The 24626-nt window shown below is 73.7% G+C and carries 20 protein-coding genes; 12 read left to right on the plus strand and 8 right to left on the minus strand.

Annotation, left to right across the window (positions count from 1 at the left end; genetic code table 11):
- Positions 1-309: 309 nt before the first annotated feature.
- A complete protein-coding gene (locus IE311_RS28235) occupies positions 310-912 on the plus strand; it encodes a HEAT repeat domain-containing protein (protein WP_189834661.1) in 603 nt (200 codons plus the stop codon).
- On the opposite strand, the gene IE311_RS28240 is transcribed toward IE311_RS28235, so the two are convergent.
- The 3 genes from IE311_RS28240 to IE311_RS28250 form a co-directional block, all read right to left on the minus strand.
- Positions 883-1362 (minus strand): RidA family protein, encoded by a 480-nt coding sequence (locus tag IE311_RS28240; protein ID WP_189834662.1) that lies wholly within the window; start codon positions 1360-1362, stop codon positions 883-885. The genes IE311_RS28235 and IE311_RS28240 overlap by 30 nt on opposite strands.
- A 77-nt stretch (positions 1363-1439) precedes the next feature.
- Positions 1440-3074: an alpha/beta hydrolase gene (locus IE311_RS28245; RefSeq protein WP_189834663.1), complete on the minus strand. Its 1635-nt coding sequence runs from the start codon at positions 3072-3074 to the stop codon at positions 1440-1442.
- Positions 3075-3265: 191 nt separating this feature from the next.
- Positions 3266-4297, minus strand: a complete 1032-nt coding sequence (locus tag IE311_RS28250) for an Rv2578c family radical SAM protein (protein WP_189834664.1) — start codon at positions 4295-4297, stop codon at positions 3266-3268.
- Between the two features lie 192 nt (positions 4298-4489).
- Between IE311_RS28250 and IE311_RS28255 the strand changes: the two genes are divergently transcribed.
- Positions 4490-4933, plus strand: a complete 444-nt coding sequence (locus IE311_RS28255; RefSeq protein WP_189834665.1) for an SRPBCC family protein — start codon at positions 4490-4492, stop codon at positions 4931-4933.
- Between the two features lie 254 nt (positions 4934-5187).
- On the plus strand, positions 5188-7656 hold the full coding sequence (locus IE311_RS28260; protein WP_189834692.1) for an MFS transporter: 2469 nt from the start codon (positions 5188-5190) through the stop codon (positions 7654-7656).
- Between the two features lie 10 nt (positions 7657-7666).
- Here IE311_RS28260 and IE311_RS28265 read toward each other — a convergent pair whose 3' ends face one another.
- Complete coding sequence (locus IE311_RS28265) at positions 7667-8914, minus strand: hypothetical protein (protein ID WP_189834666.1); 1248 nt, start codon at positions 8912-8914, stop codon at positions 7667-7669.
- A gap of 172 nt (positions 8915-9086) precedes the next feature.
- Between IE311_RS28265 and IE311_RS28270 the strand changes: the two genes are divergently transcribed.
- From IE311_RS28270 to IE311_RS28290, 5 genes are all read left to right on the plus strand, one after another.
- Positions 9087-10862: a hypothetical protein gene (locus IE311_RS28270; RefSeq protein WP_189834667.1), complete on the plus strand. Its 1776-nt coding sequence runs from the start codon at positions 9087-9089 to the stop codon at positions 10860-10862.
- A 96-nt stretch (positions 10863-10958) separates the two neighbouring features.
- Complete coding sequence (locus tag IE311_RS28275) at positions 10959-11792, plus strand: M55 family metallopeptidase (protein ID WP_189834668.1); 834 nt, start codon at positions 10959-10961, stop codon at positions 11790-11792.
- Positions 11785-13119, plus strand: a complete 1335-nt coding sequence (locus IE311_RS28280) for a M20/M25/M40 family metallo-hydrolase (RefSeq protein ID WP_189834669.1) — start codon at positions 11785-11787, stop codon at positions 13117-13119. The genes IE311_RS28275 and IE311_RS28280 overlap by 8 nt, the downstream gene beginning before the upstream one ends.
- A 34-nt stretch (positions 13120-13153) precedes the next feature.
- Positions 13154-15157, plus strand: coding sequence for a S9 family peptidase (locus tag IE311_RS28285; RefSeq protein ID WP_189834670.1), 2004 nt, complete (start codon positions 13154-13156; stop codon positions 15155-15157).
- A gap of 54 nt (positions 15158-15211) precedes the next feature.
- Positions 15212-16195, plus strand: coding sequence for a S66 peptidase family protein (locus tag IE311_RS28290; RefSeq protein WP_189834671.1), 984 nt, complete (start codon positions 15212-15214; stop codon positions 16193-16195).
- 174 nt (positions 16196-16369) lie between these two features.
- Here IE311_RS28290 and IE311_RS28295 read toward each other — a convergent pair whose 3' ends face one another.
- Positions 16370-17467 carry an adenosine deaminase gene (locus IE311_RS28295; RefSeq protein WP_189834672.1) on the minus strand — a complete coding sequence of 366 codons (1098 nt, stop codon included), beginning with the start codon at positions 17465-17467 and terminating at the stop codon, positions 16370-16372.
- Between the two features lie 262 nt (positions 17468-17729).
- The gene (locus IE311_RS28300; RefSeq protein ID WP_189834673.1) at positions 17730-18500 is read right to left on the minus strand and encodes a GntR family transcriptional regulator; all 771 of its coding nucleotides are present in this window, start codon (positions 18498-18500) and stop codon (positions 17730-17732) included.
- Between the two features lie 177 nt (positions 18501-18677).
- Between IE311_RS28300 and IE311_RS28305 the strand changes: the two genes are divergently transcribed.
- On the plus strand, positions 18678-18917 hold the full coding sequence (locus tag IE311_RS28305; RefSeq protein WP_189834674.1) for a DUF1049 domain-containing protein: 240 nt from the start codon (positions 18678-18680) through the stop codon (positions 18915-18917).
- The gene (locus IE311_RS28310; RefSeq protein WP_189834675.1) at positions 18914-19261 is read left to right on the plus strand and encodes a hypothetical protein; all 348 of its coding nucleotides are present in this window, start codon (positions 18914-18916) and stop codon (positions 19259-19261) included. Before IE311_RS28305 ends, IE311_RS28310 begins: the two co-directional genes overlap by 4 nt.
- A 169-nt stretch (positions 19262-19430) precedes the next feature.
- Here IE311_RS28310 and IE311_RS28315 read toward each other — a convergent pair whose 3' ends face one another.
- Positions 19431-19763, minus strand: a complete 333-nt coding sequence (locus tag IE311_RS28315) for a DUF6204 family protein (protein WP_189834676.1) — start codon at positions 19761-19763, stop codon at positions 19431-19433.
- A gap of 177 nt (positions 19764-19940) precedes the next feature.
- Here IE311_RS28315 and IE311_RS28320 point away from each other — a divergent pair, with 177 nt between their 5' ends.
- Both IE311_RS28320 and IE311_RS28325 read left to right on the plus strand, forming a co-directional pair.
- Entirely contained in the window at positions 19941-21953 is a 2013-nt protein-coding gene (locus tag IE311_RS28320) for a DUF5107 domain-containing protein (RefSeq protein WP_189834677.1), read from the plus strand.
- Between the two features lie 447 nt (positions 21954-22400).
- Positions 22401-23696, plus strand: a complete 1296-nt coding sequence (locus IE311_RS28325) for a hypothetical protein (protein WP_189834678.1) — start codon at positions 22401-22403, stop codon at positions 23694-23696.
- A gap of 38 nt (positions 23697-23734) precedes the next feature.
- Here IE311_RS28325 and IE311_RS28330 read toward each other — a convergent pair whose 3' ends face one another.
- Positions 23735-24580 (minus strand): methyltransferase domain-containing protein, encoded by an 846-nt coding sequence (locus IE311_RS28330; protein ID WP_189834679.1) that lies wholly within the window; start codon positions 24578-24580, stop codon positions 23735-23737.
- Positions 24581-24626 lie beyond the last annotated feature (46 nt).

Here is a 24626-nt window from a genome sequence, read left to right on the forward strand (position 1 = left end):
GTACGTGCGAGGGCAGTACGTGCGGGTGGTGCCGCTGAATTGCGCGAAGAGAGGGCGCGAGGAGAAGTCGCGGGAGATCACACGGGAGAAGGCCCGGAGAAAGGGCGGTGCCCGGTGAAAGGGCGACGGACTCTGTCCCGGAGCCGTCGAAACTGCCGAACCGACAAACACCCACAACGGCTGCGTCACCAGGCCATTGTGAGAAGCGGGGGGTGTCCCGCTCACCTGAGACTAACCGGCGGGTAACGAGCGCGCCAGTCCCGGGAAGTTGAGGAAAATGTGATCTGGATCGCGGATAGGCTCGGATTCATGGAATACGCCGAGGATCCGGAATTCTGCTCGATGATCGATCGATTGCGCGACGAGATCGAGAATGACACCGGAGAGGTCCCGGCGGCATTCGAACGCCTCGCGGAAACCGTCGACCGGGAGGAACTGCACCACGTCCTCACCGCCCCCGGGCAGCCCCTCTGGGCCCGCGAGATCGCGGCCTACGCCCTCGGCGTCGCGGGCGACCCGCGCGCCTTCGAGGCGCTCGTCCTCCTCCTCAACCACCGGGACTCCGAGCGCTGTGTCACCGCGGCCCACGCCCTGACCCGGCTCGGCGACCCCCGCACCGCCCGCGCGGCCGCCGCCCTGGCCACCAATGAACTCCGGGCCGCGTACGCCCTGCTGCCGGTCCGGCTGCTCGCCGAACTCCGCGCCCCCGAGTCCGTGCCCGCCCTGATCACCGTGCTCGAACGGCGCCTTCCCGCAGACGACCCGCACTGGCGGGTCGGCCTCGCCTGTGTCGAGGGCCTCGGCACTCTCGCCGACCCCCGGGCCCGGCCGGCTCTGGAGGCCGCGCTCCCGCACCCGCGGCTCGGCGCCGCGGCGCGGTGGTCACTCGGCCGGCTCGGCACCGCCGACTGACCGCAGATACGGGCGGGCGGCGCCGCCCACCACCCCGGACTCCGTCGCCGGCTCGGGGACGAGTGCGAACGCCTCGATCTCCACCAGCAGTTCCGGGCGGACCAGCGCCGACACCTGCACCGCGGAACTCGCCGGCAGCGGCGCCCCCGCGAAGTGGGCGTCCCGCGCGTCGCGGATCGCGGGAAGGTGGGCCACGTCCGTGACGAAGTACGTCAGCTTCACCACGTCCCGGAACCCGGCGCCCGCCGCGGCGAGGCAGCGGTCCAGGTTCGCGAAGACCTGACGGGCCTGGGCCACCGCGTCCCCCTCGCCGACGACCGCGCCCGAGGCGTCGAGGGCGCACTGGCCGGATATCGCGACGAAGCGACCCGTCCCCCACACGACATGGCTGTACTGGGGGCTGGCGGCGACGCCGTCGGGAGCGGGCACGTGGGTGAGGTGGCTCGTCATGCCCCACATCCTCGCGCACACCACTGACAGTGCCCGCGCCCCTTGGGGCGCGGGCACTGCCGGGGGAGCGGCCGCCGTCAGCGCACGTGGCCGAGGAACCCGTGCAGGGTGTCGCCGGCCGGCCCGGCCCCGGCGGAGTTCGCCGGGGCCGGGAGGGTCCGGGCCGCGGACTTCTTCCCGGCCGGCGGCGCCGACGGCTCGGGCGTCGGCTCCGGGAGCGCGGCGCAGACCGCGTCCACCTCGGAATCGCCCTCGGCGCGCGGGACCTTCCCGTCGGCGAGATAGGTGGCCAGGTGCTCGTCCAGGCAGTCGTTCCCGCCCAGGCTCACCCCGTGGTTCCCGCCCCCCTCCTCGACGACGAGGCTGGAGCCGCGCATCAGCCGGTGCAGGGCGACACCTCCCTCGTACGGGGTCGCCGCGTCGTCCGTCGCCTGCAGGATGAGGACCGGCGGCACCTGGTCGTTCGCGACCTCCGGCGGGGTCAGCGACTCCACCGGCCAGAAGGCGCACGGAGCGTTGTACCAGGCGTTGTTCCAGGTGGAGAAGGGCGCCTTGGCGTGCACGTCCCAGCTGTCCTTGCGCCAGACGTTCCAGTCGCGGGGCCAGGCCGCGTCCCGGCACTGCACGCTCGTGTAGACCGAGTAGCCGTTGTCCGCGGCCGAGTCGGCCTCCCCGTACCGCTCGTACGCCTCCGTCAGCGGCACCGCGTCGGCGTCGTTGACGTAGGCGGAGAACGCCTTCGCGAGGCGGGGCCAGTAGCCGTTGTAGTACCCGCCGGGAAGGAAGGTGTCCTCCAGCTCGCCCGGTCCGACCTTCCCGCCGGCCGGGGCCGCGCGCAGCGCGTCGCGCATCCGGTACCAGGCCGCCTCGACCGCCGCCGGATCGGTGCCCAGCCCGTACGCGGCGTCGTGCTCGGCCACCCAGGCCATGAAGTCCTTGTGACGGGTGTCGAAGGCGTAGTCCTGCGCGATGTTGTCCTCGTACCAGACGCCGTGCGGATTCACGACGGAGTCCAGCGCCATCCGCCGCACCCGGTCCGGGTGGAGCCGCGCGTACACGGCGCCCAGGTAGGTGCCGTACGAGTAGCCGAGGTAGTTGATCTTCTCGGCGCCGAGCGCCCGCCGGATGAGGTCCATGTCCCGGGCGGTGCTCACGGTGTCGATGTACGGCAGCACGTCCGCGTACTTCTTGCCGCAGGCCTCGGCGAAGGACTGCGCCCGCTCGACCGCGGTCCGCTCGCTCGCCGCGCCGGACGGCACCGAGTCCGGGCGGACCGGCGCGAAGTGGCCGGGCTTGCAGTCGAGCGCGGGCTCGCTCTTGCCGACCCCGCGCGGGTCGAAGCCGATCACGTCGTATTCGGCGGCCACCTTCGGGGGCAGTGAGGCGGCCACGTACCCGGCCATGCCGCGCCCGCTGCCGCCGGGACCGCCCGGATTGACGAGGAGCGGCCCCTGGAAGGTCTTCGCGGTGTGCTGGACCCGGGTGAGGGCGAGCGTGACGGTCCGGCCGGCCGGGTCGTCGTGGTTGAGGGGCACCTCGAGGGTGGCGCACTGGAGCTCGGGGTACGCCTTCGTGGCGCAGTCGGTCCAGGCGAGCGGGGGGAGCGGGCGGGGGGTCGGTTCACCGGCGTCCGCGGGGGTGGCGGGCAGGACGGTGACCGTCCCGGCGACCAGCGCTCCTGCGGCGATCAGCATTCCTGCGCGAGGGGTCATAGGGCGTTTGTGTCCCGAACGGGCGTGGAGAGGACCTGTTTCGCCGAGAGTTGACCCGAACGGAGGGTGATCCGACGGCGTGTCAGGTGACCGGTCCGATGATCCGAGGAGGTGCTCGGGGAGGCGCTCGGAGCAGGGTGAGCTGCTCGGCGGAGGCGCTCGGAGCGGGGTGGGTCGCTCGGGGGAGGCGCTCAGAGCAGGGTGAGCTGCTCGGGGACGGCCCCCGGGGACGGCTCCTCCCTCGCGGGGATCCGGCGCGCCGCTCCGCGCTGCGCGGGACCTATGCCGAACTCGGCGGCCAGCTCGTGGACCTGACGGGTGATCCGGCGCTGGTACCAGGTCGGCGCGTAGGCCCCGTCCCCGTACATCCGCTCGTACCGTCCCACCAGACCGGGGTGGTGGCGCCGCAGCCACTGCGTGAACCACTCGCGGGCGCCCGGGCGCAGATGCAGCACGAGCGGGGTGACCGAGCTCGCCCCGGCCTCGGCGATCGCGCGGACCGTCTCGCGCAGCTGCTCGGGCCGGTCGCCGAGGAAGGGCACCACGGGGGCCATCAGGACCCCGCAGTCGATGCCGTGCTCACCGAGCGTGCGGACCACGTCGAGGCGGCGCTGCGGGGAGGGGGTGCCGGGTTCGATCGTGCGCCACAGTTCCCGGTCGGTGAAGCCGACGGAGACGGAGATGCCGACCTCGGTGACCCGGGAGGCCTGGGTGAGGAGCTCCAGATCGCGCAGGATCAGCGTGCCCTTGGTGAGGATCGAGAAGGGGTTGGCCCGGTCGCGCAGGGCCGTGAGGATGCCCGGCATCAGGCCGTACCTGCCCTCGGCCCGCTGGTAGCAGTCGACATTGGTGCCCATCGCGATGTGCGCGCCCTGCCAGCGGGCGGAGCCGAGCTGCCGGGCCAGCACCTCGGGGGCGTTGATCTTGACGACGATCTGGGAGTCGAAGCCCAGCCCGGTGTCGAGGTCGAGATAGCTGTGGGTCTTGCGGGCGAAGCAGTACACGCACGCGTGCGTGCAGCCCCGGTACGGGTTGACCGTCCATTCGAACGGCATCCGGGAGGCCCCCGGCACCCGGTTGAGGATCGAGCGGGCCCGCACCTCGTGGAAGGTGATGCCCCGGAACTCGGGGGTGTCGAAGGTGCGGGTGGTCACCGCGTCCGTGCCGAACAGGGCGATGTCGGCGGGAGCGGCAGGGGTGTCGCCCAGATTGTCCCAGCGCATGGACGCCTCCTCGGTGGCTCTGCCTCGACGGTTGCCTCGGCTCCGCTCGGGGTCCGACGCGACTCCGGCCCGACCGTTCGGCCAGAATAGAACATCTGTTCCCTTGATCGCCGCAACCCGGATTTCGCGCCCCGGAGCCCACGTGGTTCGCTTGGCCCACATCCCTGAGGAACCACGAGCTGGAGGAAGTCAATGGCGCAGGTCGAGGCCACCACGGAACGGATCATCGCCGCGGACGCGGAGACGGTGTTCGACGCGCTGGCCGACTACAGCGGCACGCGCGCGAAGCTGCTCCCCGAGCACTTCAGCGAGTACGAGGTGCGCGAGGGCGGCGACGGCGAGGGCACCCTCGTCCACTGGAAGCTCCAGGCCACCAGCAAGCGCGTCCGCGACTGCCTCCTGGAGGTCACCGAGCCCACCGACGGGCAGCTCGTCGAGAAGGACCGCAACTCCTCCATGGTCACCACCTGGATCGTGACCCCGGCCGGCGAGGGCAAGTCCAAGGCCGTCGTCACCACCGTCTGGGACGGCGCCACCGGTGTCGGCGGCTTCTTCGAGCGGACCTTCGCGCCCAAGGGCCTCGGCCGTATCTACGACGCCGTCCTCGCCAAGCTGGCGGACGAGGTCGAGAAGTAACGCTCGGAGCGTTCACCGATTCGAGTGGATCGCCCGCACCCCCGCAACCGGCGCCCCCGCGCACCGGGGGGCGCGGGCTCCCTCGTAAACGCGCTGATGAGCGACCCAAGTGCGCCGTGACGCACGGTCGTTCACCTCCCCGGGTGCCACTGTCCTCCCGTACCGCCCGACTTGCTCCCCCTTCGTGCCCAATGTGAAGAATGGCGCGGCGCAGACGCCGTGACGACGGGAGCAGGCACGTGGGTTCGATCGCGATGGCGAAATCCACCGAGGACACCGAGGGCGGGACGGGCACGGAACCGCTCCCCGCGGGCGGCCCGCCCACCCGCACCGACGCACCGCCCGACCCCGGACCCGCCGGCTCCCTGGACCCCCGCCGCGTCCGGCTCGTCTTCTGCGGCCTCATGCTCGCGCTGCTCCTCGCCGCGCTCGAGCAGATGATCGTCGCCACCGCACTGCCGAAGATCGTCGGCGAACTCCAGGGCCTCGACCGGATGTCCTGGGCGATCACCGCCTACCTGCTGACCTCCACCATCGGCCTGCCGATCTACGGAAAACTCGGCGACCTCCTCGGCCGCAAGGGCGTCTTCCTCTTCGCCATCGTCGTCTTCGTCATCGGCTCCGGACTCGCGGGCTGGTCCCGCAGCATGGACGAGCTCATCGCCTTCCGCGCGATCCAGGGCATCGGCGCCGGCGGCCTGATGATCGGCGTCCAGGCGATCATCGCCGACATCGTCCCCGCCCGGGAACGCGGCCGCTACATGGGCCTGATCGGCGCCGCCTTCGGCCTCGCCTCCGTCGCCGGACCCCTCCTCGGCGGCTTCTTCACCGACCATGTCTCCTGGCGCTGGTGCTTCTACTTCAACGTGCCCTTCGGCCTCGTCACCCTCGCCGTCGTCGCCGTCGTCCTCAAACTCCCCAAGCCCAGGGCGCGCGCCCGCTTCGACGTCCTCGGCGCGCTCCTCCTCGCCGCCGCGTCCACCTGCCTGGTCCTGCTCACCAGCTGGGGCGGCACCGAGTACGCCTGGGACTCCCGGGTCGTCCTCGCCCTCGCCTGTGGCGCCGCGGGAACCACCCTGCTCTTCCTGGTCGTCGAGCACCTCGCGCCCGAACCCCTCATCCCGCTCCGGCTGTTCCGCGACCCGGTCTTCACCGTCACCGCGCTCGTCGGCGCCGTCGTCGGCATCGCGCTCTTCGGCGCCGCCAGCTACCTCCCCAGCTTCCTGCAGATGGTCGAGGGAGCCAGCGCCACCGAGTCCGGCCTCCTGATGCTGCCCCTCATGGGCGGCATCGTCATCGCCTCCGTCGTCTCCGGACAGCTCATCAGCCGCACCGGCCACTACAAGATCTACCCGGTGGCCGGCAGTGCCGTCTCCGTCCTCGGCATGTGGCTGCTCTCCCGGATGGACGCCGACACCCCCCGCCTCCAGCACAGCCTCTGGCAGGCGGTCCTCGGCACCGGCATCGGCCTCGTCATGCCGGTGCTCGTCCTCGCCGTGCAGAACTCCGTACGTCCCGCCGACCTCGGCACCGCCACCAGCGCCCACAACTACTTCCGCCAGATCGGCGGCAGCATCGGCGCCGCCGTCTTCGGCACCCTCTTCGCCTCCCGGCTCGACGACGCCCTCGGTGACCGGCTCGCCGGTGTGCTCTCCGGCGGCCCGACCGCCCTGCCGCCCGCCGAGTCGATCACCCCGCAGACGGTGCACACCCTGCCGCCCGCCGTGCGCGACGCCTACATCCAGGCGTACGCCGACGCGATGCCGCGGATCTTCCTCTACCTCGTGCCGGTCCTCGTGCTCGGCCTCGTCCTCGCCTTCTTCCTCAAGGAGAAACCGCTGGTGACCCATCACAGCCCCACCACCGAGGCCACCGGAGCCGACGAGTTCGGCAGCGCCCGGGCCGTCCCGGGCGCCCGCCACGCGGCCCCCGCGTCCGCCGCCGTCCCCCTCGCCCCGGCGCACTCCGGGCTCCCCGTCTGCGGCACCGTCCAGCACCACGACGGCAGCCGGGTCCCCCGCGCCGCCCTCACCCTCATCGACGTCCAGGGCCGGCAGGTCGGCCGGGGCGCCAGCGGCGAGGACGGCCGGTACGCGCTCAGCGTCCCCGGCGGTGGCGCGTACGTCCTCATCGCGGCGGCCGGCGGACACCAGCCCCAGGCCGTCTCCGTGACCGTCGGCGACCGGCCCATCGAGATCGACGTGGTCCTCGGCGGCGCCGGGCGGCTCGCGGGCAGCGTCGTCACCGCCGACGGAACACCCGTACGGGACGCGGCCGTCACCCTCACCGACGTACGCGGCGAGGTCGTCGCCTCCACCCGCAGCGGCCGCGAGGGCGGATACGTCATCTCCGACCTGGTCGCGGGCGAGTACACGCTCTCCGCCGGTGCGCCCGCCTTCCGGCCCGCCGCGCTCCCGGTGAGCGTCCAGGCCTCCCGCGAGACCCGTCAGGACATCGAGCTGGCCGGCGGCGCGGTGCTGCGCGGCACCGTACGGGCAGGGGGCGGGCGGCCCGTCGAGGACGCCCGGGTCACCCTGCTCGACGCCGCCGGCAACGTCGTCGACACCCTCACCACCGGGGCCGACGGCACCTTCCGCTTCGTGGACCTGTCCTCCGGCGAGTACACGGTCATCGCCGCCGGTTACCCGCCCGTCGCCACCGTCCTGCACATGGCCGGTGGAGGCCGCACCGAACGCGACCTCCAGCTCGGCCACCAGGACTGACCCGGCCCTCTCAGGAGGTGGTCGTCGCCCTGCGCAGCGCGCTGATGCAGGTGCCGATCGCCTCCTGGAGGGATTCGAGACGCTGGAGCATGTCCGCCTCGTAGATGTCCTCCTCCATCACCTCGTCCAGCGTCAGCTCCTCGAAGACCTTCGTCGCCTTCTGCAGGCTGTTGTAGAACTTCGTCCGCCGCTCCTGCACACGGAGCGCCGGGTCCTCCTCGACGGCCTTGGCGACCAGGCCCTTCACCGCGTCGTACGCCTCACCGGCCCACTCGCCCGCCTCCTCGGAGTCGTCGAGCTCGTCGAGGAGCGACAGATGCCGCTCGGCCTCGGCCCGCAGCTCGGCCGGCGCCTCCACGGTCTGCCCGGCGGGGGTCTTGATCCGGCCGTTCTCGACGATCTGGCGCACATAGCCGATGCGGTCGGCCGCCTTCGCCTCGCTCGCCACCGCCTTCTTCAGGTCGTCGGTCCGCGCGATGGCACGGGCCATCTCGGTCTGCAGGGCCGGGTCCTCCTTCATCCGGTCGAGGAGCGCGCCGCGCGCCGCCTCCGCCGTCCCCGGGTCGGCCAGGATCGCGGCCCGCAGCGCCGTCGGGTTCTCGGCGACCTCCAGCGCCTTCGTCGGCCGGATGCCCTCCGCCTCGGCCGCCGCGCTGATCGCCTGACCGCGCACCGACGAGGCGCTGTTGCGGGAGGTGTAGTACGAGAGCCAGACGTCCGCGTCCGGCAGTTCGATGTCCTCGCCCGGCACGAGCACCTCGAACTGCGGCACGACACCGTCGTCGGCCGCCATGTCCCAGGCCTTGTAGTAGCGCATGACCCGCTCCGGGGAGCAGCCCGCGAGCTCGGCGAAGGCCTTCGCCGAGACCTTCGTCGCGGCCGTCCCCTCGGCGGGCTGGCCGCCGGGGCGGACGCTCCGCGCCACCTTGAGCGCGAAGGCCCAGCCGCCGGTCCGCGCGTACACGCCGAAATCCTCGGCGTCACGGACGACGACGGGGTCGGCGTCGGCGACGCTCTCCTGCGCGGAGGGCTCGCCGGTGCTCTCCTGCGCCGAGGGCTCGCCGGCGGTCCCCTCCGAAGAGGGCTCTTGGGCGGCCTCGTCGGCGGGCTCGTGCGCGGAAGCCTCCGCGGCCTCCGGCTCCGGCTGCTGGACCCAGAACTCCTCCGACGAGTCCGTCCGCCCCGCGGTCGGGGGCTCGGATTCGGCGGGCGCGGGGACGGCGGGGGAGATGTCGGACGGGTCGAGGGCGATGGTCACCGAGAGCACTCCGGAAGGTCGGGTACGAGAACTGCGGCAGACAGCCTATACGCACCCCTTGGCGACGTTTCGCCCGATTCGGAGAGCGGGCTTCCGGAAAATCGGTGGCGCGGCGGCCGACCGGCGGACAGGATGCCGCCATGACCTACGGAATCGAGTCCCACCCCGCGCGATGAGCGCGCCGTACGAGCGCCCGACGCTCGCACCCTCCCTGCTCGCGTACGCCGAGGGCCTGCGCGACGCCGCCCCCGACGCACCTCCGCTCGCCGGCGGCCTTCCGCTGCCCGACAGCGCGTACCCACCGCGTGACCCGGCCGACGCCCGCACCGCCCGCGAGACCCGGCTCGCCCTCCCCGGGCTCCTTCTCCCCTTCCTGGCCGACCCGGAGCCCGAGCGGGCCGCCGTGGAGCTGGAGCGCGCGCTCGCCGCGATCAACGTCCGCGACCGGGCCGTCTTCGCCGCCGCGGCCGCCCTGCCGCTCCCCGGGGATCCCGACGCCCGGAGCCGGGCCCGAGCCCTCGCACGGTGCCTGACCCGGCGGGGAACGATCGTCCGCGCCGTGGCCGCCGGCCTCGGCCTCCTCTCCCGCCTCGGCGAGCCCGAGGACGTACCCCACCTGCGCACCCTCGGCCTTCTCGACCGGCTCGGCATCCACGTCGTCGCGACCCTCGACCCCCTGGACCGGAAGGCCGCCGCCCTGGTGTGGCTCCTCCATCAGGCCGACGACGAGGAGCTGCGCGCCTTCGCCGCCGCCCTGGCCGCGGGGAACGAGACGGCCGCGCTCGACCGACTGACCCGGCTCACGGGCACACCCCGCGAGCCGGCCCCCCACGACGCGCGGCGCGTCGCGGAGGCCGTCGGCCTGCCGGGGGTCCTCCGGCGGGAACCGCACCGCCCCGGGCTCCTCGCCCAGGCGCTGCGCCTCCTCACCCGCATGTGCAGCGGCCGGAACTACACAGCCGAGATCCGCGCGTACGGCGAGGCCGTCGCGCTGTACGAGGCGGTGGCCGCCCACGCCCGTCTACTGCCCCCGGAACAGGACCACCGGGCCCGCCTCGTCAGCCTCGCCCTCGGCCTGCACAGCGGCACCTCGCACCTCCTGCCCTGGCCGGAGGGCCGCAGGCGCGAGCTGATCACCCTCCTCCTGGACGCCGCGGGCGAGCCCGAGACCCCTCCGGACCTCGAAGGGCGACGGCGCGCCGAATGGATCCGCCGTACCGCACGGCACCTCCGCGCCGCCAGGCCCGAGGAACCCGCCGACACCCCCGTACTCCGGATCGAGATCGCCGTCCCCGACCCCGGTGACGTGGACGTCGTCGAGACACGCTTCCTCGTCGACGGACGCCCCCTCCTCCCCGAGGCCTTCGGCCAGGGGCCCGGTGAACCGCCCGAAGCGCTCCTCGAGGGCGGAGCACTGCGGGCCGGACCCGAACCGCACGAGGTGCGGCTCGCCGAGGCGTACTGCACCGAGGGCTGCTGCGGCGCCCTCTACGTCACCGTGCGGCGCGAGGGCGCCCACGTCGTCTGGGACGGCTGGCGCAGGCCCTACGCGCCCCGAGGATTCCCGGACCTCCCCGCCCACCGCTTCGACGCTGACGCGTACGACCGCGAGATCGCCCGCGCCGAGCAGGACCGCGGCTGGACCTGGCCGGCCCGCCGGACCGCCTGGCTGATCAGCGCGGGCCTCCGCGAGCGGCCCGAGATCCTCGCCCGCTGGGGGCTCGGGCGAGGATGGATCTCCACGGACTTCCACACACCCGACACCACCGTCGTCACCTTCAACGGCCCGCCCCTGGCGGCCGACGGCACACCCGACACGGAGCAGCCGGTGCAGCAGTTCCTCTGGTACCTCCCGGACGACGGAGCCCCGCCCGAACAGCGGGCGGCGGCCGCCCTGCGCCGCCTCGCCGAGGAGAACCCCAGGGGCTATGCGGAACCCCCCGGCTGATCCGTACCGCCGTCCCGGTGAGTGCCATTGGTCCACTCCAACGACGGTTTTCCACAGGGGTGGTGAGCCCGCCGGGCGGCGCGTACGGTGCCAGACATGAAGATCCTCATCAGCGCCGACATGGAGGGCGCGACCGGTGTGACCTGGCCCGCCGACGTGCTGCCCGGCACGCCCCAGTGGGAGCGGTGCCGCTCGATGTTCACGTCCGACGTGAACGCCGCCGTGCTCGGCTTCTTCGACGGCGGCGCGGACGAGGTCCTCATCAACGAGGCGCACTGGTCCATGCGGAACCTGCTCCTGGAGCGGCTCGACGAGCGGGCCGAGATGATCACCGGCCGCCACAAGACCCTCTCCATGGTCGAGGGCGTGCAGCACGGGGACGTCGACGGCATCGCCTTCGTCGGCTACCACACCGGCGCGGGCACCGAGGGGGTCCTCGCCCACACCTATCTCGCCAACTCCATCACCGGGGTCTGGCTCAACGGCGAGCGGGCGAGCGAGGGCCTGCTCAACGCCCATGTGGTCGCGGAGTACGGCGTCCCCGTCGTCCTCGTCACCGGCGACGACCTCACCTGCGAGGACGCCCTCGGATACGCGCCCGGGGCACCCAAGGTCGCCGTCAAGGACCATGTCTCGCGGTACGCGGCGGTGTGCCGCACCCCGGCCAGGACGGCGGCCGACATCCGGGCGGCGGCGAAGACCGGCGCGGCGCTCGCCGTGCGCCACGAACCGGTCCGGGGCGGCCCCTTCACGGTGGAGCTGGAGTTCGACGCCGACCACCTGGGCGCCTCCGCCACGGTGGTTCCCGGCGTGGCGCGGAGCGGAGAGCGGCGCGTCACGTACACCAGCGGGACCATGTACGAGGCAATTCGCACGTTCAAGGCGGTCACGACCATCGTCTCGGCCGCAGTGGAGGAGCAGTATGGCTGAGGAGGTCCGGGGCCCGGACACGACGGCGCTCGACGAGGTGGTCACCTTCACCTCCGAGCTCATCCGCATCGACACCACCAACCGGGGCGGCGGCGACTGCCGCGAGCGCCCCGCCGCCGAGTACGTCGCCGAGCGGCTCGCCGCCGCCGGCGTCGAACCCACCCTCCTGGAGCGGACCCCCGGCCGCACCAACGTGGTGGCGCGCATTCCCGGCACCGACCCCTCGGCCGAGGCGCTCCTCGTCCACGGCCATCTGGACGTCGTGCCCGCCGACCCCGCCGAGTGGACCGTCCACCCCTTCTCCGGAGAGGTCCGCGACGGGGTCGTGTGGGGACGCGGCGCGGTCGACATGAAGAACATGGACGCGATGGTGCTGGCCGTCGTCCGCGCCTGGGCCCGGCAGGGCGTCCGGCCGCGCCGCGACATCGTCCTCGCCTACACCGCCGACGAGGAGGCCAGCGCCGAGGACGGCTCCGGCTTCCTCGCCGACCGGCACGCCGGGCTCTTCGAAGGCTGCACCGAGGGCATCAGCGAGTCCGGGGCGTTCAGCTTCCACCCGCACCCCGGCACCACGCTCTACCCGATCGCCGCGGGGGAGCGGGGCACGGCCTGGATCAAACTGACCGCCCAGGGCCGCGCGGGCCACGGCTCCAAGGTGAACACGGCGAACGCCGTCACCCGTCTCGCCGACGCCGTCGCCCGGATCGGCGCGCACACCTGGCCGGTCCGCCTCACCGCGACCGTCCGCGCCGCCCTCGCCGAACTGGCCGCGCTGTACGCCCTGGACATCGACACCGCCGCCCCCGATCTCGACGTGGACCTCCTCCTCGACAAGCTCGGACCCGCCGCGGCCCTCGTCGCGCCGACCGTCCGCAACAGCAGCAACCCGACGATGCTGGAGGCCGGTTACAAGGTCAACGTCATCCCGGGCCAGGCCGTCGCCTACATCGACGGACGCACCCTGCCGGGCACCGAGGAGGAGTTCGCGGCGACCATGGACCGGCTCACCGGCCCGCACGTGGAGTGGGAGTTCCACCACCGCGAGGTCGCCCTGGAGGCCCCCGTCGACTCGCCGACCTTCGCGAAACTGCGGGCCGCCGTCGAGCGCTTCGACCCGGCCGGACACGTCGTGCCGTTCACCATGTCCGGCGGTACCGACGCCAAGCAGTTCTCCCGGCTCGGCATCACCGGCTACGGCTTCTCGCCGCTCCGGCTGCCCCCGGACCTCGACTACGCGGCCCTCTTCCACGGCGTCGACGAACGTGTTCCCGTGGAGGCCCTGCACTTCGGTGTCCGGGTGCTCGACCACTATCTGAAGACGGCCTAGGACCGTGCCGGTCCGCGCAACAGGGGGAGTCGACATGGCCACGACCACGGCCGCCTACGGCAGCTGGCCCTCACCGGTCGACGCGGCGCTCGCCGCCGCCCACGACGGGCGGCCCGAGTACCTCGGCGTCGTCGGCGACGAGCTGTGGTGGACCGCGCCACGCCCCGCCGAGGGCGGCCGGCGCGCCCTCGTCAGGCGGCGCGCCGACGGCACCGAGGAGAGCCTGCTGCCCGCGCCGTGGAACGTCCGCAGCCGGGTGATCGAATACGGCGGCCTCCCCTGGGCGGCGGTCGCCCGCCCGGCGGGCGGACCCCTGACGGTGTTCTGCCACTTCCCGGACCAGCGGCTGTACGCCTACGAGCCCGACGCCGCTCCCGGCGCCGAGCCCCGGCCGCTCACCCCCGTCTCCGGGATCGGCGGCGGCCTGCGCTGGGTGGACCCGGTGATCCACCCGGACCGGGGCGAGGTGTGGTGCGTCCTGGAGGAGTTCACCGGACCGGCACCCACCGATGTGCGCCGGGTGCTCGCCGCCGTGCCCCTCGACGGCTCGGCCGCCGAGGACCGTACGGCGGTACGTGAACTCACCGACGCAAGCCACCGGTTCGTCACCGGCCCACGGCTCTCGCCGGACGGACGGCGGGCGGCCTGGATCGCCTGGGACCACCCCCGGATGCCCTGGGACGGCACCGAGCTCCGACTGGCCGAGGTCGCCCCCGACGGCACCTTCCGCGGAGCCAGGACCGTCGCGGGCGGGCCCGCCGAGTCGATCCCGCAGGTCGACTGGGACGCGGCCGGCCGACTGCTCCTCGTCAGCGACCGCACCGGCTGGTGGAACCTCTACCGGACGGAGCTCGACGAGGACGGCCGCCCGGGAGAACCGGCCGCGCTCTGCCCGCGTGCCGAGGAGTTCGGCGGACCGCTCTGGAAGATCGGGCTGAACTGGTTCACCCCCCTGGAGAACGGGCTGATCGCCGTCGTCCACGGCAAGGGCACCACCGCCCTCGGCATCCTCGACCCCGAGCGCGGCGCACTCGTCGACGCCGCGGGACCCTGGACCGAGTGGGCCTCGACCCTCGCCGCCCACGGCACCCGCGTCGTCGGTGTCGCCGCCTCCCCGCACAGCTCCTACGAGCTCGTCGAACTCGACACCCGCACGGGCCGCACCCGGGTGGTCGGCGCCGCGCACACCGACGCCGTCGACCCGTCCCACCACCCCGAGCCCCGCGTCCGTACCTTCACCGGGCCCGGCGGACGGGAGATCCACGCCCAGGTCCACCCGCCGCACCACCCCGGGTTCACCGGGCCGGACGACGAACTGCCGCCCTATGTGATCTGGGCCCACGGCGGGCCCACCGGCCACGCCCCGCTCGTCCTCGACCTGGAGATCACGTACTTCACCTCCCGGGGCATCGGCGTCGCCGAGGTCAACTACGGAGGCTCGACGGGCTACGGCCGGGAGTACCGGGAGCGGCTCCGCGAGCAGTGGGGCGTCGTCGACGTCGAGGACTGCGCCGCCGTCGCCGCGGCCCTCGCCGCCGAGGGAACCGCCGACCCGGCCCGGCTCGCCGTGCGCGGCGGCAGCGCCGGCGGCTGGACGACCGCGGCCTCCCTCGTCGGCACCGACGTGTACGCCTGCGGCACGATCATCTACCCCATCCTCGACCTGCGCGGCTGGGCCACCGACGAGACCCACGACTTCGAGTCCCAGTACCTCCGGGGCCTCGTCGGACCGCTCGACGACGTGCCCGCCCGGTACAAGGAACGCTCGCCGATCGAGCACGTCGACCGTGTCACCGTGCCGTTCCTGCTGCTCCAGGGCCTCGACGACGTCATCTGCCCGCCCGCCCAGGCCGAGCGCTTCCTCGACCGCACGGCCGGCCGGGGGATTCCGCACGCCTACCTCGCCTTCGAGGGGGAGGGGCACGGCTTCCGCAGAGCCGACACGATGGTGCGCGCCCTGGAGGCCGAACTCTCCCTGTACGCCAAGACCTTCGGCGTGCACCGGACCGACGTTCCCGACCTGGAGTACCGGACATGACCACGCCCGAACCGGAGTACCGGACATGACCACGCCCGAACCGGGGTCGACGCCATGACCACGCCCGATCCCGCCGCCGGCCTCGACGGGGCGGCGGCGACCCGGCCGCACGTCGAACCGCTCACCCGGCCCCACCGGCTGCGGCCGGGGGCACGGGTCGCCGTCGTCGCCCCCAGCGGCCCCGTCCCCGAGGAGAGACTCCGGGCGGGTCTCGACATCCTGCGGGGCTGGGACCTCGACCCCGTGGTCGCCCCGCACGTCCTGGACACCCACCCCACCCTCGGACACCTCGCGGGCGCCGACCGGGCCCGTGCCCGGGACCTGACCGAGGCCTGGTGCGACCCCGCGGTCGCCGCGGTCATCTGCGCGCGCGGCGGTTTCGGGGCACAACGGATGGTCGACCTCGTCGACTGGAGGGCGATCCGGGAGGCCGGGCCCAAGGTGTTCGTCGGCTACAGCGACATCACCGCCCTGCACGAGGCCTTCGCCCTCCGGGCCGGTTACGCCACCCTGCACGGCCCCATGGTCGCCGCGGGCACCTTCCTCTCGGACCCGCGCACCCAGGAGTCCCTGAGGGCGACGCTGTTCGAGCCCGAGTCGGTGCGGACGCTCGGACTGGAGACGGCGCGGGCGCTGGCACCGGGCCGGGCCCGGGGGGTGACGCTCGGCGGCTGCGTCAGTCTCTTCGCCGCCGACCTCGGCACCCCGTACGGCCGGCCCTCGGCCCGTGGCGGGCTGCTGCTCCTGGAGGACGTGGGGGAGGAGCCGTACCGGCTCGACCGCATCCTCACCCAGCTCCTGCGGTCCGGACGGCTCGACGGAGTGGCCGGCATCGGGCTCGGCTCCTGGTCCGAGTGCGGCCCGTACGAGGAGGTGCGGGCGGTGCTCGCCGACCGGCTCGGCGGGCTGGGGGTGCCGGTCGTGGAGGAGATGGGCTTCGGCCACAGCGCGACGGCGCTGACCATGCCGCTCGGGGTGTCCGGCGTGCTCGACGCGGAGAGGGGCACCCTCACGCTCGACGCACCGGCGCTGCGCTGAGACCGGACGGCAGGACGACTCCGGCCGGCCGGCTCGTCGCGCCGGTACGTCGAGCGTGAGGGTGCCGGGCGTCACCCGCACCCTCACCGGCCGGCCTGCCTCAGGGACGGGCGGACCGGCCCCGGACGTCTCTTCCGGATCCTGCCCGGCCCGCGCCGGATCCGGAAGAGGTGACTAGACGGTCCGCAGCTCGGCGTACCCCGGGCGGACGACCTCGTCGATCAGCCGCCGCCGCTCCGGAAGCGGGAGGAAGGCGGCGTCGAGCGCGGCGACCGTGAACTCCTCGAAGACCTCCGGGCCGTACCCGAACGCGTCCACCATGTGCTGGAACTCCTCGCTCATGGTGGTGCCGGAGACCAGCCGGTTGTCCGTGTTGAGCGTGATCCGGAAGCCCAGTCGGCGCAGCTCGTCGATCGGGTGCGAGGCGTAGTCCTTCGCGGCACCGGTCTGGAGGTTGGAGGTCGGGCAGACCTCCAGGGCGATGCGGTTGTCCCGGACGTACGAGGCGAGCCGGCCCAGGGTGCCGTCCTCGGCGATGTCGTCCGTGATCCGCACGCCGTGGCCGATCCGCTCGGTGCCGCAGACCTGCACGGCCTCGTGGATCGACTCCGCGCCGACGGCCTCGCCCGCGTGGATGGTGAAGTGGCAGTTCTCCCGCTTCAGGTGCTGGAAGGCGGGGAGGTGGCGGGCCGGCGGGTTGCCGATCTCGCCGCCGGCGATGTCGAAGCCCGCCACGCCCTTGTCCCGGTGGGCGACGGTGAGCTGCGCGATCTCCAGCGAACGGTCCGTGTGGCGCATACCGGTCAGCAGCGCGCGGACGGTGATGCGGCCGCCGGAGCGGAGCTCGCCCTCGCGGAAGCCGTCGTTGACGGCCTCGACGACCTCGTCGAGGGTCAGTCCGCCCTCCAGGTGCTGCTCGGGGGCGTAACGGATCTCGGCGTACACGACACCGTCCGCCGCCAGGTCCTCGGCGCACTCGGCCGCGATGCGCGTGAGCGCCTCGCGGGTCTGCATCACCGCGCAGGTGTGGGCGAAGGTCTCCAGGTAACGCTCCAGCGAACCGGAGTCGGCGGCGTCCCGGAACCAGACCGCGAGCGCGGCCGGGTCCTCGGTCGGCAGCGCGGAGTAGCCGCACTCCCGTGCCAGCTCGACGACGGTCGCGGCGCGCAGCCCACCGTCGAGGTGGTCGTGGAGGACGGCCTTGGGGGCCCGGCGGATCCACTCGGAGACGGTGGCGGCGGCAGGCGTGGCAGGGTTGTCAGACAAGTGCATGGCGGGGAAGTGTACGCCACGGGAGAGGGCGGTGCTGCGAGGGCTCTGACCGGGGCGGGACGGGCGGCCCCGGCGGGTCGCGGGGCGGCCACGCCGGCCGATGGGCGCGAGCGGGCGCCGGCGGGGTCGCGGCCGAGTTGTCGCGGCGTCGGGAGGGCGGCCGCGGAAGGACCGGCGCAGGGGTGTGGAGGCGCGGGGCCGTGGGGTCGCCGGAGGGCGGTCCCGGGGGTGTTCCGCCACTCGTGCGGGCCCCGGACACCCCCTAGTGGGACTGCAGCACCGGCAGTGCGGGAGCACCCGTCGGCAGCATGTGCTTGGCGGCCAGGACCGGCGTCTCGCCGACCCTCACCACCTGGGTGACCAGCACGGCGGGGGTGTCCGCCGGGCGGCCCAGCTGCTCCCCGCGCCGCCGGCCCAGCAGCGTCGCCGTGATGCCGCTGTGCGCGCTCAGCGCCGTCTCGCGCGAGGCCCCGACCAGGACCGACAGCATGGAGACGGCGGCTCCGCGCGCGGAGCCGCCGGCCTCCGCCTCCGTCGCCCGCAGGGCCCGCGCGAACTCGGGGTGCACCCGGTCGAGCAGCGCGTCGGCGGCGGCCCACTCGTGGCTCAGGGCCGCCGCCGCACCCTCTCCGGCCAGCACCGACTCCCAGAACCTCAGCTCGGCCCGGGCCGGGGCGAGCAGGTGCTGGGTGGTGAAGTCGGTCGGTTCCTCGACCGTCCTCAGCAGCGACGTCACCCGCAGCGGCGTCCCCGCCCCGATCAGCTCCTCGAGCGGCTGGACGTGCTCGAAGCCGCGCCGCGGCGGCCGGTCGTTGACGGTACGGCCCACCCCGCGCCGTACGGTCAGCACGCCGTCCTCCTGGAGCAGCAGCAGCGCCTCGCGCAGGGCGGGCCGGCTGACGCCCAGCTCGGTGGCGAGCCTCGGCTCCGAGGGGAGCGTCGAACCCGGCGGATAGGTGCCGTCGTGGACGGCGTCCGCGATCCGCTCGTAGAGCGCCACGACCGGTCGCCGCCGCTGTCCGCTGACCGCCACGGCCGCTCCTCGTCTCGTCCTCGCCGGTGTTCTGCACCACGGTAGTCGGCCCACGTTGTCTGACAAGTCACCCGTACGGCCTTCCTCGCCGTCACGGTGTGGCTCCACTCACCCCATTCTGGTCCCACGGCGGTGGCCGGGTACGACCGACGGCACGACGGAGGAGAGGGCCGGGCAATGAGTCCCAACGAGACGTCATGGACAGCGGGCGGGGGCAGGTCCCGGCTCGCCGAGGCCTTCACCCCGAGCCGGATCGGGATGGTGGTGCTCGCCGTCGTCGCCCTGGCCCGCGTCTTCGAGAACACCCGCGAGGTCCGCATCCGCCTCCTGAGCCCCGAGGTCTCGATGCCGCTCGGTCCGGCCCTGCCCGCGACCGCGCTCCTCGGCGCCGACACCGCCGCCCGGGGGCGGAAGTGAAGCGGCGCGCCGTCGTCGGCGCCGGCGCGGTCCTCGCCCTCGCGGCCGTCGCCGTCAGCTCGACGGAGGAGAGCGCGGCGGCCGACGACGCCGGGACCCGCCCGATGCCCGACTTCCTCGACCGCGGTCTGTGGAGCGTCTTCACCCGGCTGGACCGCCGTACCCGGCTCGCCGTCCACGACGTGAGCGGACGTGACCGGCGGGTGCTGTGGCCGCCGAGCTGGGAGGTCTGCACGCAGTACCCGGCGGCGGGCACGGACCTCGACCGCCGGACCACCGTCACGATCGGAGTCGTACGGAAGGGCGAGACCTGCCCGCCGCGCGTCCGCACGGCGCGGCGCTGACGGTCCGGCTCGCGCGTGGGCGTACGGCGCGGGGCCGGCGGTCCCGCTCGCGCGCGTGTACGTACGGCTCAAGGCCGGCGGTCCGGCTCCTGGGCGGAGCGGCGCCGGCCTCTCCCGCCGAGGACCCGCGCGGCGAGGCGGCGAGGCGTCTCGTGTCCCGGCGGTGCGCTCAGCGCTTGTAGTTGATCTTCATCGTGTCGAGGTCGGTCACGGTCGAGCGCAGCCCCTTGAACCCGTGGCCGAGTCCCCTCAGCGCCGTCTCCACCCGGTCCTCCGCGAGCGCGCCCGCCATCTCCTCGCCGTCCTCGGCGTCGGAGACGACGACCAGGCGGTACGAGAAGTGCTTCAGCGTCCGGTCGTAGGCCAGCGAGCCCTCCTCGGTGAACTGCATCGCCGTCAGCCCGTGCGCGTCCACCTCGGCGAGCAGCCGGGTGCGGCTCTCCTCCGACAGACCGTCGAACGTGCCGCGCACGATGACCCGGTAGGTGTGCTGCGTGCCCATTCCTCGTACTCCCTGTGCCCTGAACCCCGGCCGCCGGGCGGCGGGCCGACCCTTCACACTACGGCGGCGGCCGTCCGCTCCGCCGGGAATATCCGGCCGGCCCCGGCCCTGCCCTTTACCGAAGCCTGACGTGGAGAACCCCTGGTCAGGACAGGCTTCGGCGTGTTCCATGGGGCCATGACGACCGTACGACGTGCCGTACTGACGCTGCCCGCGGCCCCGTTGGGCCCGGACAACCCTCTTCCCGCACTGCGGGCCCCCGCCGGACCCGGGGCCCACGCGGTCGACGCCCGGACCCTCGCGGAACTCCCGCGCGACATGGCCCGGGGTATCGGACGGGCGCCCCTGCGCAGCCTGCTGCCCGCCCCCGTACGCGACGGCTACGGCCGTGCGCGCACCCCCGCGGGCCTCGACACGATCGTGATCGAGAACGAGCGACTCCGGGTCACCGTGCTCCCCGGCCTCGGCGGCCGGATCCACTCCCTCCACCACAAGCCCACCGGACGCGAACTCCTCTACCGCAACCCGGTGTTCCAGCCCGCCGCCTTCGCGCTCAACGGCGCCTGGTTCTCCGGCGGCGTCGAGTGGAACATCGGCGCCACCGGCCACACCACCCTGTCCTGCTCGCCCCTCCACGCCGCGACCGTCCGCGCGCCCGACGGCGGGCCGATGCTCCGCCTCTGGGAATGGGAGCGGCTGCGCGATCTGCCCTTCCAGGTCGACCTCTGGCTCCCGGAGGGATCCGACTTCCTGTACGTCGGGGTCAGGATCCGCAACCCCCACGAGCACCCCGCCCCCGTCTACTGGTGGTCCAACATCGCCGTCCCCGAGGACCGCAGGATCCTCGCACCCGCCGACGCGGCCTGGCACCACGGCTACGAGCGGGGCCTGCGCCGCGTCCCGGTACCGGTCACCGAGGACGGCACCGACCGCACCTACCCGCTGAACAGCACGCACGCCGCCGACTGGTTCTACGACCTGGCCGAGGAGCAGCGCCGCTGGATCGCCGCCCTCGACGCGGACGGCACCGGACTCGTCCAGACCTCCACCGACCCGCTGCGCGGCCGCAAGCTCTTCGTGTGGGGCACCGGACGCGGCGGGCGCCGCTGGCAGGAGTGGCTGACGGAACCCGGCACCCCCGGCTACGCCGAGATCCAGGCCGGACTCGCCCGCACCCAGCTGGAACACCTGGAGCTCACGGGCGGCGAGGAGTTCAGCTGGCTGGAGGCCTACGGCCCTCTCGCCGCCGATCCCGCCGCGGCCCTCGGCGACGACTGGCCCTCGGCCCGCGCCGACGTCGAACGGAGCCTGGCCGGCGCGTTGCCCCGCACCGTCGTCGACACGGCGTACACGGCCTGGCGGGAGAGCGCCGCCGACGCCGAGCCGGACGAGGTCCTCGCGGCCGGCTCCGGCTGGGGTGCGCTCGAAGTGCTGCGCGGCGGTCACACGTTGCCCGGCACTCCCTTCCCCGAGGCGACGCTCGGCCCGGAGCAGTACCCCTGGCGGGAGCTGCTGCGCACCGGCGTCCTGCCGCCCCCGGCGAAGGGGGCGGGGCCCGGTGCGCCGCTGGTCTCCGGACCCTGGCGGGACATGCTGGAGACCGCCCCCGCCGACCCGTCCACCGAGTACCACCTCGGTATCGCCCAGTGGCACGCCGGTGACCGGGCGCAGGCGGTGCGGAGCTGGGAGCGGGGCCTCAAGGAGGCGGTCGTGCGGTGGCCCCTGCTGTACTGCCTGGCCGTCGCCGACCGTGAGGACGGACACCCCGACCGGGCCGCCGAACGCTTCGCGGAGGCCTTCGCCGACCACGGGGGAGACGAGAGGAACCCCACCACCGCCACCGAAGGCGCCGCCACGTCCGCCGCCCTCGGTCGCGAGGCCCTCCTCGCCCTGCTCGCCGCCGGTCTGTCCGGCCGGGCCCGGGACCTCTGGGGCCGGCTGACGGAACACGACCGCCGCGGCGGTGCCTTCCGGCTGATCGAAGCCCGGCTGCTGCTCGCCGAGGGCCGGAGGGACGCGGCGCGGGCCGTCTTCGACGAGGGCTTCGAGGTCGCCGACCTGCGCGAGGGCGCCGAGATCCTGGGCGAGCTCTGGGCGCGCCTCACCGACGAACCCCTCCCGGACGCCTACGAGTTCAGGATGCGCCCGAGCTGCGCCCGGGTCGATTCGGGGGTGCGGTCGCTACCCTGAAGGGCACGGAGACCGTGAGGGGACGGAGGTCCGGAGATGGCGGCCTGGGCGACACAGGAGTGCCGGTGCGGACATCCTCGTTTCCGCCACGGGGAGCCCCGCTTCTCGGGCACCTGCGGCGGCTGCCTCTGCGGATTCTTCGAGATGCCGCCGCCTGCTCCGGACGTCCAGGGCCCGCCCCCGCCGCCCGAGCCGGACCGCACCCCCCATCCGAGCTGCCCTCTCCAGGACCCGGACTGCCTCGGGGTGCACGACTTCTCCTGAGGACCTCTCCTGAGGACCTCTTCTGAGGACTTCTCCTCAGGACATCTCCTCAGGACTTCTTCCGAGGATCCGGAGCAGCGCGCCGTCGTCACGTCGTACCCGCTCGTGAACGGGTACAGCGGCGACCATGGGAAGGGGCATCCCGGCCGGGGGGTGCCCGTTTCCCGCACAGGAGGTACGTGAATGGCGCCCACGCGCGAGGTCTACCTGTACGACTACGCGGCCGACTTTGGACTCAGTGGTCTCGCCGGCACGCTCTGCGCCCGTGCGACGCTCCGTCTCGACGAGCCGGTGGTGCTCTGCGTCGCCGAATCCGAGGCGGAGGACGACGACTACCGGCTCGGTGCGGACGTACGGCTCCTCCTGGACTCCGCGCTTCCGGAGGAGGTGCTGCACACCGTGTGGCTGGCGGCCGTACGCCGCTGCTTCGACCCGGCGGAGGAGGGCACGGACACCCGGGCCTGGCTGGACCGGATCGCGGAGCTGTGCCCGCCGCGCGCACCGGAGCGCGACCCGTTCGAGGAGAAGTCCCTGGAAGCGTCGCGGCCGGTGGTGCCGGAGGAGGAGCTGAGGACGGCGGTGGCGGCGGAGATCGAGGCGGCCTCGGCCGGTCTCGAACTCCGTGTCGCCGTGCCGGGAGTCGGGCCGGCCCTCCACCGGGTCGTGCGGGAGGTGGACGCCGACCTCGGCTTCCGGCTGTTCCTGCGGGCCCTCAAGGCCTATTCCGTGCCCGTCGAGGCTGACACGTTCGACCGGCTGCTCGCCATCGGCGATCTGCTGGCCTACCCATGGGCCGCCGTCCAGGAAGGGCTGAGCGTGCGCTGGCGGCCCCTCGATCCCGGCCGTCGCGACCTCGTGTCGGGCCGCTTCGGCCTGCCGATGCTCGCGGCGGCTCTCCACGGCACGGACCGGCATTACGCGGGAGTCGCGCACGAGGCGATCCGGCAGGTCGCCGCCGACGGCCTCGGGCGGGCTCCGGGCGCCTACGCCGCCGTGCTCCTCGACGACGTCTGGCGGCTCCTCGACTCCGCCCTTCCGGACGAGGCGATCGGCCTGCTCTGGCGCACCGCCTCCGGACGTCTGTACGTCGTGGGCGAGGAGGAGTTCGACGTCGACGGAAGGGCCTGGCTGGAGCAGGTCTCCGAGGTGTGCCACGCGCATCTGGCGGAGGTCGATCCGGCGTACGCGCCCTTTCTGGCCCCGGCCAGGACGGATCTGACGGAGCCGGTGCTGAGGGAGGTGCGCGAGGCGGCCCACGCCGACGCGGAGCCGGTACGGGGAGCGGCTCGGGTCCTGGAGGACGTCGTCACGTCGGTCGACCCGGACCTCGGCTTCCGGCTCCTCGTCCACGTCCTCGCCACGTACGACGTGCCCGTCACCGGCGACCGGCGCGACCGCTACCGGGCGATCGCCGCACACCTCGGGTTCGGCGCGGACCACCTCGACGACCGGCTGCCCGAGGCCGCCGACGTCGCTTGAAGCGTGTTCTTCCGGTCTCCGAGCCCTGGGTCCGCCGGTCAGGACACCCGGCAGAGGATCTCGCCGTGCGGGACCATGAACCAGGCGTCCTCCCGGGTGCCCCACTCCCGCCACGCCTCCGCGATCGACGTCAGCTCGGCGCCGGTCGCGTGGCCGCCGGACACGGCCAGGTCCGCGTAGCCGGAGTCGGTCGTGCGGTCCGCCCACAGGCCGCTCCACCAGGCGCGCTCCTCCGGAGTGGCGAAGCACCAGGTGGCGGCGGTCGTCGTGATCTCGGTGAAGCCGGCCTCGCGGGCCCAGGCGAACAGCCTTCGGCCCGCGTCCGGTTCGCCGCCGTTGGCTCGGGCGACGCGGTGGTACAGGTCCAGCCAGCCGTCCAGGGCGGGCCGCTCGGGGTACCAGGCGAAGGCCCCGTAGTCGCTGTCGCGGGCGGCGACGACACCGCCGGGCCGGCACACCCGGCGCATCTCGCGCAGTGCCTGCACCGGGTCGCCGACGTGCTGGAGCACCTGGTGGGCGTGGACGACGTCGAAGGAGTCGTCGGGGAAGTCCAGGGCGTGGACGTCGGCGACGGCGAACCCGACGTTCTCCAGGCCGCGTTCGGCCGCCACGGCGCGGGCCTTCACCAGGACGCCCTCGGCCGCGTCGACGGCCGTCACCCGGCCGGGGGCGACCAGGGCGGCCAGGTCGGCGGTGATGGTGCCGGGTCCGCAGCCCACGTCCAGGACGTCCAGGCCGGCGGAGAGCGAGGGCAGCAGATAGGCCGCCGAGTTGGCGGCGGTCCGCCAGCTGTGCGAGCGCAGGACCGACTCGTGGTGGCCGTGGGTGTAGACGGCGGTCTCTTGGGCCGCGGGGTGCGCGGAAGGGGTGGAGGCATGCGTCATCGGAGCGTCTCCCTCGGTGTGGGTGCGTGCTCACCACCGTACGCAC

It is taken from the genome of Streptomyces zaomyceticus (genome assembly GCF_014656215.1).
GTDB lineage: Bacteria > Actinomycetota > Actinomycetes > Streptomycetales > Streptomycetaceae > Streptomyces > Streptomyces zaomyceticus.